11 protein-coding genes are annotated in these 9192 nt (G+C 50.3%); 5 read left to right on the plus strand and 6 right to left on the minus strand.

Translation table 11 applies throughout. The features are described 5' to 3' along the window. Nucleotides 1-203 (plus strand): hypothetical protein (locus tag RUMCAL_RS16085; protein ID WP_021680485.1); only part of this gene is annotated, 203 nt, incomplete at its 5' end. A gap of 89 nt (nt 204-292) precedes the next feature. Here the strand turns inward: RUMCAL_RS16085 and RUMCAL_RS00845 are convergent. From RUMCAL_RS00845 to RUMCAL_RS00865, 5 genes are all read right to left on the minus strand, one after another. After that, a complete protein-coding gene (locus RUMCAL_RS00845) occupies nt 293-1681 on the minus strand; it encodes a glycine--tRNA ligase (protein ID WP_021680486.1) in 1389 nt (462 codons plus the stop codon). Nucleotides 1682-1804: 123 nt separating this feature from the next. Further along, nucleotides 1805-2404: a hypothetical protein gene (locus RUMCAL_RS00850; protein WP_040646389.1), complete on the minus strand. Its 600-nt coding sequence runs from the start codon at nt 2402-2404 to the stop codon at nt 1805-1807. Between the two features lie 33 nt (nt 2405-2437). Further along, entirely contained in the window at nt 2438-3199 is a 762-nt protein-coding gene (locus tag RUMCAL_RS15265; RefSeq protein ID WP_021680488.1) for a hypothetical protein, read from the minus strand. 193 nt (nt 3200-3392) lie between these two features. Further along, a complete protein-coding gene (locus tag RUMCAL_RS00860) occupies nt 3393-3776 on the minus strand; it encodes a DUF1284 domain-containing protein (protein WP_021680490.1) in 384 nt (127 codons plus the stop codon). Next, entirely contained in the window at nt 3769-4368 is a 600-nt protein-coding gene (locus RUMCAL_RS00865; protein WP_021680491.1) for a biotin transporter BioY, read from the minus strand. Before RUMCAL_RS00865 ends, RUMCAL_RS00860 begins: the two co-directional genes overlap by 8 nt. A 339-nt stretch (nt 4369-4707) precedes the next feature. Between RUMCAL_RS00865 and hrcA the strand changes: the two genes are divergently transcribed. The 4 genes from hrcA to dnaK all read left to right on the plus strand — a co-directional run bounded on the left by hrcA (nt 4708) and on the right by dnaK (nt 9015). Then, a complete protein-coding gene (gene hrcA / locus RUMCAL_RS00870; protein WP_051343572.1) occupies nt 4708-5787 on the plus strand; it encodes a heat-inducible transcriptional repressor HrcA in 1080 nt (359 codons plus the stop codon). Nucleotides 5788-5803: 16 nt separating this feature from the next. Beyond that, nucleotides 5804-6409: a nucleotide exchange factor GrpE gene (gene grpE, locus RUMCAL_RS00875; protein ID WP_021680494.1), complete on the plus strand. Its 606-nt coding sequence runs from the start codon at nt 5804-5806 to the stop codon at nt 6407-6409. Between the two features lie 15 nt (nt 6410-6424). Then, nucleotides 6425-7042, plus strand: a complete 618-nt coding sequence (locus RUMCAL_RS00880) for a hypothetical protein (RefSeq protein WP_040646393.1) — start codon at nt 6425-6427, stop codon at nt 7040-7042. A 104-nt stretch (nt 7043-7146) separates the two neighbouring features. Beyond that, nucleotides 7147-9015, plus strand: coding sequence for a molecular chaperone DnaK (gene dnaK, locus RUMCAL_RS00885; RefSeq protein ID WP_021680496.1), 1869 nt, complete (start codon nt 7147-7149; stop codon nt 9013-9015). Here dnaK and RUMCAL_RS16090 read toward each other — a convergent pair. Then, on the minus strand, nt 9012-9192 hold a 181-nt coding region (locus RUMCAL_RS16090), incomplete at its 5' end, for a hypothetical protein (protein WP_207636428.1). The two genes, dnaK and RUMCAL_RS16090, sit on opposite strands and share 4 nt — an antisense overlap.

Raw genomic sequence — 9192 nt, forward strand, 5'->3', positions numbered from 1 at the left:
GCAAAAAAAGAAAAGAGTTCGCATTCCACTTGTATTATAAGATTCAAGTATCACCCGAAGTTTCCACCAACAAAAATCCCCCGGCGGGGCATACAGGCGGCTTGCTATCCTTGGGCAAGTCTGCCGTCGCCATTACCGCTGGGCGACGGGCTGGCTGCTGCCGCCGTAACACTACCCTTTTTACAGTTGAAATTGGGGCGTAGGGTCAGCGGCGACTCGCCGCTTGACCGAAAAAGGGCACCCTCTGTAGCAGAGAGTGCCCTTTGAAAATTTGCTGTGTATTTCCTGAAACTTACAGAGTTACCTTGTCCTGCAAATAGCTTACCAGTTCATCGATCGGCATGCGAACCTGTTCCATAGTGTCGCGGTCGCGGACGGTGACGCAGTTGTCCTTTTCTATGGTGTCGAAGTCTACCGTGATGCAGAACGGAGTACCGATCTCGTCCTGACGGCGGTAACGCTTACCGATAGAGCCGGTTTCGTCGTAGTCTACAGAGAAGTGCTTTGCCAGAACGGCGTATACTTCCCGAGCCTTGTCGCCCAGCTTCTTGGACAGCGGCAGAACCGCAGCCTTGTACGGTGCCAGTGCCGGATGCAGGTGCATTACCACACGGGTGTCGTTCTTTTCTGCATCTACCACTTCTTCGTCATAAGCCTCTGTCACAATGGACAGGAACAGACGCTCTACGCCCAGAGAAGGCTCGATAACGTAAGGAATATACTTGGTATTTTCTTCCTGATCCATGTATTCCAGCGACTTGCCGCTGTGTTCCTGATGCTGTGTCAGGTCGTAGTTGGTTCTGTCTGCAACACCCCACAGTTCGCCCCAGCCGAAGCTGAACTTGTATTCAAAGTCGGTGGTTGCCTTGGAGTAGAAGCACAGTTCCTCCGGATCGTGGTCACGCAGCCGCAGGTTTTCTTCTTTCAGACCCAGTGTCAGCAGGAAGTTCTTGCAGTAGCTTCTCCAGTACTGGAACCATTCCAGATCGGTGTCCGGCTTACAGAAGAACTCCAGTTCCATCTGCTCGAATTCGCGGACGCGGAAGATGAAGTTGCCCGGAGTGATCTCGTTTCGGAAAGACTTACCGATCTGAGCCACGCCGAACGGCAGCTTTTTGCGGGTGGTACGCTGGATATTGGCAAAGTTTACAAAGATGCCCTGTGCAGTTTCCGGACGCAGGTACAGTTCGGACTTGGAATTCTCGGTTACACCCTGATAGGTCTTGAACATCAGGTTGAACTGCCGAATGTCGGTGAAGTCCGTCTTGCCGCAGTTCGGGCAGGGGATCTGCTTTTCGCGGATATAGTCCATCATCTGCTGATTGGTCCAGCCGGCAGGGTTGGTGCCGTCGAAATCTTCAATCAGGTTGTCCGCACGGTGTCTGGTCTTGCAGGACTTGCAGTCCATCAGCGGGTCAGAGAAACCGCCCAGATGACCGGAAGCCACCCATGTTTCCGGATTCATAATGATCGAAGCGTCCAGACCGACGTTGTACGGGGACTCCTGTACAAACTTCTGCCACCATGCACGCTTGATGTTGTTTTTCAGTTCCACACCCAAAGGGCCGTAGTCCCAGGAGTTTGCCAGACCGCCGTAGATCTCAGAGCCCGGGTATACAAAGCCGCGGGACTTGCAGAGGTTTACGATTTTATCCATGCTTTTCTGATCGTTGGTCAACATTTTCGTATTCTCCCTTGTTTGAATTTGCTTGCTGTATACAGCATTGGTATCTTTTATATTGTACCGGAAAACTGCGGAAATGTCAAGTGTTTTGTGAGAATGAAAATAATCGGGAAGGATTCTCTAAATCCCCAGTGCCTCCTTGACAGCCAGCAGGTCGTTGCGGGTGTCTGTTTCGTCATCGTCCCGCCAGAGCATAATGGTATAATCTGTTTTGGTATCGGGCATAATGCCATACAGGGTGTAGCTGTCATCGTTGGGGTAGTAGGCGATGAAATAGTCGGTTTCCTGCTGATAGATCTCAAAGGGATTTGCGGCATACGACAGGTCTACAGAGTCGATAAAGGTTTGCAGATCATCGTACTGCCGGTTGGTACCAACTTCCAGATAAATGTTCTGTCCTGTGGCGGCATCATAAAAGCTGTAGAAATAGAAAGAAGCATCAATGCCGCTGCTGACGAATTGCCATGTGTCCAGCAGTTCCTGCGGCGGTGTGAACAGGCTGACCTGCGGGCGGGTTTCTGCCATAGCAGCAGAAAATGCGTCATAGGTCGGGTAATATTCACAGGAAACTTCCTGTTCGAACACTTCTTCGGTTGTGGTGACAGGAACAGCTGTCGTTGTAGCTGCTGTGGTTTTCGGTTTTGCAGCAGTTTTGCCGCAGCCTGCCAGCAGTGCCAGTATTGTTGTCATCGAAAAGAGAAACAGTATCTGTTTTTTCATAGAAATCATCTCCTTGCTTTATTGATTAGAGGGTTAATATCTATTTTTGTTTTGGTTTAACTTTTCTAGGCATTGTGGGCATGTTGCCATTGAAGATGCAATAATGTATTTTCCACGTTCTGTTCCCCACATGCATTTAGGATATTGGTCAGGAAGAACATTATAGTGGTCTTTTACATCATATAAATGTCCAATTTCGTGTATGATTGTTTTTGAAGCAAATGCGTAAATATCTTCTCCTTTTTTACTTTTGGGAACTCGGTAATCATAATCACTTGAAATAATTTTTCTGGAGGTTTTCCAGCACACGCCATTTACGCCATGATGAGAATTATTAGCACAGATATAAGATGCCGTGAATAGCCATGTGGCAGTTTTACTATTTGCTGGATTGGGAAGAATGCTTTTGAAAACTTCTGCATTATTATGATGACGAGTACCATTTTCACATTGTGTATTTGTATAGCAAGGGCAGCCATATTGTACTGTGTTTTCAAAATTAGAGGAGTTATCAGCACATTTTCTAGCAGGACTATTGACAATGTCTTGAGATGAAAAAACAACATTTACGTTTATGCCGTCTGTTCGGTTTGCATAATAATATTCTACACGTTTTTCAATTTCAGGGAATCTTTGGGTAAAAGCTGCTGGAACACCATAGATTGCAAGTTCAGCAGAATCCATATAAGTTTTGACGGTTAATGTAGCATAACTTTTTGTTGTTAGCTGAGGAGAAAGGATAAGAGATGTAACAGCGATAGTAGAGCATATGATTTTAAAAAGTCTTTTTTTCATTTTATATTCCTCCTTTTTGTAATCTTGCAAATATATCTTAGCTAAAATATTATCCTATTTAAATTATACCATAGTATATACCATAAAGTCAATATAAATATAAAAAATGTATATATACAAATTATTATTCTATATTTGTGCATATATAACATAACACATGTACAATGATTATTGTACATGTGTTAATGTAGTTCTATCGATTCTGTTTTCCACTCTTACAAATCGTATACCACGCACAGTCCCCGCAGATCTGTTCCAGTTTGCCGCAATCCAAGATGCACTGATCTACCCGTGCACAGAATTCGCTCCACCGCAGGACACTGCCCACAGAAAGACCGCAGAACATGAGAACGGCACTGTCATAGCGTTGTACCTTTTCCGCCGCATCGCACACATGGGACAGGCTGTGGGGACAGCTGGCACAGATGCAGTCCGTGCCGCCGGTCAGGGTGATATATGGGTCGTCCTGCCGGAACAGCCGTAGCATTTCCGTCATGTTTGCGGTAAATGCTTCGCTGTAGCCGTGCCCGCAGAAAAACGCCGAGCACAAGCCGTGGTGTGGTCGTAGTTTATACACGCTGGATCAGCCGCTTCGGGAGCCGCTTTCCAATCAGGATTGCCAGAGCCATTTTTACGCAGTCCGGCAGAATGAACGGGAATACGCACCAGCCCAGTGCAGTCAGCAGTCCCACAGAACCGGAATTCTTGGCGTATACGATCATGAACCACGCAGTACCAAAGGCGTAGCACACCGCCAGCCCCAGCACCAATGCCAGAATCATTACCGGCAGCTTCTCCCCGAAAAAGTGGGTAATCAGCCAGTAGAGCAGACCGGTGAACAGGAAACCGATAATGTAGCCGCCGGTGGTGCCGAACAGAATGCCGATGCCGCCGGTAAAGCCGGCGAATACCGGAACGCCCACGGCTCCCAGTACAATATAGATCAGAATGGAAATGGTGCCGCCCTTGCCGCCCAGTGTGGCGAGAGCACAGAACACGGCAAAGGTCTGCATGGTGAACGGCACGGTCATGGGAATCTGGATCCATGAGCATACGGCAATGATCGCCGCGAACAGGGCAATCTGCACCATTGCCACGATCTTCTGGTGCTGGGTCTTCTTGGCAGTCATGCCGGATTCGGCAGCTGCGGTCTGTGTTTGCTGTTTCATAGGAAAAAGTCCTTTCTGGATTGGATTGGAGAGCGTCGGCTTGCGGGAAATTCCCCGCCGCAAAGCGTGTGCTAACGCTGCAACGTTCCCATTATAGCACAGTCGGCCTTATTTGTCAACCTATTTGAAAGAGAAATCGGGTGACAAATCGCACAAACTTTGCAAACAGGCTTCAAATTTGCACAAAATGCACATTTTTATAAATCTAATTTTGTGCATTCCTACAAAAGTTGAAAAAGCCCTTGACAATCGTCCGGAATCATGGTAAATTTATATTAGCACTCAGAGAGAATGAGTGCTAACACTTTAAAAGTGAATCTGCCAGAAAGGATGGTTATTGTGGATGCACGAAAACGAAGAATTCTATCGGCGGTAGTCGATCTGTATATTCGGACCGGTGAGCCCGTGGGGTCGAAAACGATCTCGCAGTTACCGGACATTCATGTGTCTGCGGCAACTGTCCGGAACGACATGGCGGTATTGGAAGAACTGGGGTATCTGGAACAGCCGCACACCTCTGCGGGGCGTGTGCCTACCTTTAATGGGTACCGCATGTACATCGAGGAGATCAGTGCCGAGGGAACGCTCCCCCAAGAGGAACGGGACCGGCTGGACGAGATGCTGGGCGATGAGAGTCAGCTGACAGAAGACCTGATCCTGCAAAGTGCCACCACGGCACTTTCCCAGATCACCAAGTGTGCCACCGTGGTTTCCAACTTCGCACCGAAATATTCGGTGATCTCGAAAGTTGACGTGATCCCTACAGGGAAACGCATGTATGTGGTGCTGCTGATCACATCGGACGGCAAGATCAAGAATCGTGCCTGCCGGTTACAGTTTGACCTCACCCATGAACACATGGACTTTTTCAAGCACTTCATGGAGGAAAATCTGGAGGGCGTTTCGGTTTCCGACTTGTCGGAAGAAAAGCTGGAACAGATGATTACCGCCATGGGCACTTACATGATGACGTTAAGTCCGCTGGTGCAGGGCATTTGCGAAATGTCCAAGGATTTGCAGCAGAATGAGTTGTATATGACCGGTGAGCAGAACCTGTTCTCCTGTGACGATCTGGACAAGGCGGAAGTCGCCAAGTTCATGATGCACAAACAGGAATTATCCGGACTGCTGGATGATTCGTTTCAGGGCATCAAGGTCATGTTCGGTGAGGAAGGCAATGATTTCGTCATCGGCAACTCCAGTATGATCGTTTCCAAGTATCAGAAAGGCGATCACACCGCCGGTTCGCTGGGTGTCATCGGACCGATGCGGCTGAATTACGCCAAAGTGATACCTTATATAGAATATTTTACCGAAAAAATCTCACACCTGATTTCGGACGACGACGATACGCCGCCGCCGGAACTGGAATGTATCGGGCAGACGGAGCCGCCAAAGGATCCCAAGCCGGAACAATAGAAAGGACGTGTTAGCAATGGCAGACGAAAAGGAAACCAAGAAGCCGGAAACCGAAGCACAGCAGCCGGAAGATGCAAAGACAGAGAACGCACCGGAAGAAGCTGCTGCACCGGAAGCCAAAGCCGGGGAAACCAAAGCTGCGGACGGCAAGGACGACAAAAAGAAGAAGAAAAAAGACCTGAAAGATGCACTGGCACAGAAAGAAGCAGAACTGGCGGAACAAAAAGACCAGCACCTGCGGCTGATGGCAGAGTATCAGAACTACCGCAACCGCACCACCGAGGAGAAAAAGAAGATCTACGGTGATGCCAAGGTGGACTGTGTAAAGGAACTGCTGAATGTCATGGATACGTTCGAACGGGCTCTGGAAGCACCTTGTGCCGATGAGAACTATAAAAAGGGCGTGAAACTGACATTCACACAGATTCAGAAAGCATTCGAAAAGCTGGGCGTGACAGAAGTTGCCGCACTGGGTGAAACCTTTGACCCGAACCTTCACAATGCGATCAAGCAGGTGGACGACAGCGACTACGAAAGCGACAAGGTCTGCGAGGTGTTCCAGAAAGGATACCTGCTGGGGGATCGGCTGATCCGTCCGGCAATGGTTGCCGTTTCTGTGTAGGCAGGAGGCAGCAGCGTGAAGAAACACACAGCGTCCCTCATGACGGCGGCGATGCTGCTGACAGTGGCGTGGCTGACAGGGTGTGATTCCAAGGAACTGGAACAGCCTGCCGGCACCGGTACTGCACCGGCACTGGAAACCGTTGCGGAGCCGGTAACGGAAGCAGCAACCGAAGCGATAGAAGCCACGGAGGCAGCTGGGCAGAGCTTTGACGATTACGCCGCGTTTGCTGCGGCAATGGCAGAGCAGCATCCGGAAAAGACACTGTACACGCCGTCGGAAAGCGTGTTGGCAGCGTGGACGTGGAAAGCGATTCAGCTGAAAGCGGACGGTTATCAGTACCAGCTGTACAACGCCGAAACGCAGGAAACGGTAAACCTCCTGATCAGCATGGAGCCGCTGTTTCAGAATGCACAGGAAATTGTGGATTCCATGGCAGATCTGACAGATGTCACAGCGACACTGGTCGATGCAGGTTGCTGCCTGTGCCGGTGGAACGACAGCGGCGAATATGCCCTGTATGGCATCACCGGTGACATGGGTGCCAATTATATTGTCACACTGGAGCATGCAGATCAGACGCCGGCTTCGGCAGACGAACTCACCGCACTCCGCAGTGAGTTCTGGCTGTAAAGCAAACTTCTATCCGCAAGGGTAGTTTAAATATATTTATTCAATGAGAAAATCTGCCCGTTTTTCCGCAGGGGAAACGGAGATACAGAAAGGAAGAATTTACTATGGGAAAGATTATTGGTATTGACTTGGGTACAACAAACTCCTGTGTTGCCGTTATGGAAGGCGGTAATGCAGTCGTAATCCCCAACGCAGAAGGTGCGAGAACTACGCCGTCTGTTGTCGGCTTCTCCAAGAATGGTGAGCGTCTGGTAGGTCAGACCGCAAAGCGTCAGGCAATTGCAAATCCGGAGCGTACCATTTCCTCCATCAAGCGTCACATGGGTTCTGACTACAAGGTTGACATTGACGGCAAGAAGTACACCCCGCAGGAAATTTCCGCAATGATCCTCCAGAAGCTGAAGACCGATGCAGAAGCATATCTGGGTCAGCCGGTAACCGAAGCAGTTATCACTGTTCCGGCATACTTCACCGACTCTCAGCGTCAGGCAACCAAGGACGCCGGACAGATCGCAGGTCTGACTGTAAAGCGTATCATCAACGAGCCGACTGCTGCTGCACTTTCTTATGGTATCGATAAGGAAGACGACCAGAGAGTTATGGTATACGACCTCGGCGGCGGTACATTCGATGTTTCCATTATCGAAATGGGCGACGGCGTACAGCAGGTTCTGGCTACCGCAGGTAACAACCGTCTGGGCGGCGACGACTTCGACCAGAGAATCATCAACTGGATGGTAGAAGAATTCAAGAAGACTGAGGGCATTGACCTCTCCAACGATAAGATGGCAGTACAGCGTCTGAAAGATGCCGCAGAAAAGGCAAAGATCGAGCTGTCCTCCACCACCACCACCAACATCAACATTCCGTTCATCACCGCTGATGCAACCGGTGCAAAGCACCTGGATATGAACCTGACAGTTGCAAAGTTCAACGAACTGACCAAGGACTTGGTAGACGCTACCATGGGACCGGTACAGCAGGCTCTGTCTGACAGCGGTCTGTCCCCGTCTGACCTGAACAAGATCCTGATGGTCGGCGGTTCTTCCAGAATTCCGGCAGTACAGGAAGCTGTTCGCCAGAAGCTGGGCAAGGAACCGTTCAAGGGCATCAATCCGGACGAATGCGTTGCTCTGGGTGCTGCATATCAGGGCGGTGTCCTCGGCGGCGATGTCAAGGACGGTCTGCTGCTGCTGGACGTTACACCGTTGTCTTTGGGTCTGGAAACCATGGGCGGTGTCTGCACCAAGATCATTGAGAGAAACACCACCATTCCGACCAAGAAGAGCCAGATCTTCTCCACTGCGGCAGACAACCAGTCCGCAGTAGATATTGTTGTCCTGCAGGGTGAACGTGAGTTCGCAAAGGACAACAAGCAGCTGGGCACCTTCCGTCTGGACGGCATTGCACCGGCTCCGAGAGGGGTACCGCAGATCGAAGTAACATTCGACATCGACCAGAACGGTATCGTACACGTGACTGCAAAGGATCTGGGCACCGGCAAGGAACAGGACATCAAGATCACTGCTTCCACCAACATGTCCAAGGAGGACATCGACAAGGCTGTCAAGGAAGCAGAGCAGTATGCAGAAGACGACAAGAAGCGTCGTGAAGAAGTAGATACCAAGAACAACGCAGAGAGCCTGTGCTTCCAGTGCGAGAACGCTCTGAAGGAATTCGGCGACAAGGTTCCGGCAGACGAAAAGTCCGCAATCGAAAGCAAGATCGCAGACCTGAGAAGTGCACTGGGCGGAAATGATGCCGCAGCGATCAAGGCAAAGTCCGACGACCTGCAGCAGGCATTCTACGCACTGTCCTCCAAGGTATACAAGCAGAACGGCGGTCAGCCGGGTGCTGATCCGAACATGGGCGGTTCCGCAGGCTTTAACAGTGCTGACCCGAATATGGGCGGCAACCCGAACGGCGGTTCCGGTGATGACGGCGTTGTTGACGCAGACTTCAAGGAAGTTTAAGAATGAAACGCAGCGGCATGAAATATGACGTGCCGCTGTGAATAGAACGGCGGTGACGGGGCAGGTTTCGGCTTGTCCCGACATCGTCGTATATGGGGACTCCCCGCACGGTGTGCCGCTGCAAGCGGACACAGCGTAACATAATAGGGCAATACCGCACAAAGAGCGTCTGGCGAC

The sequence above is a fragment of the Ruminococcus callidus ATCC 27760 genome, assembly GCF_000468015.1.
Taxonomy (GTDB): Bacteria; Bacillota; Clostridia; order Oscillospirales; family Ruminococcaceae; genus Ruminococcus_C; species Ruminococcus_C callidus.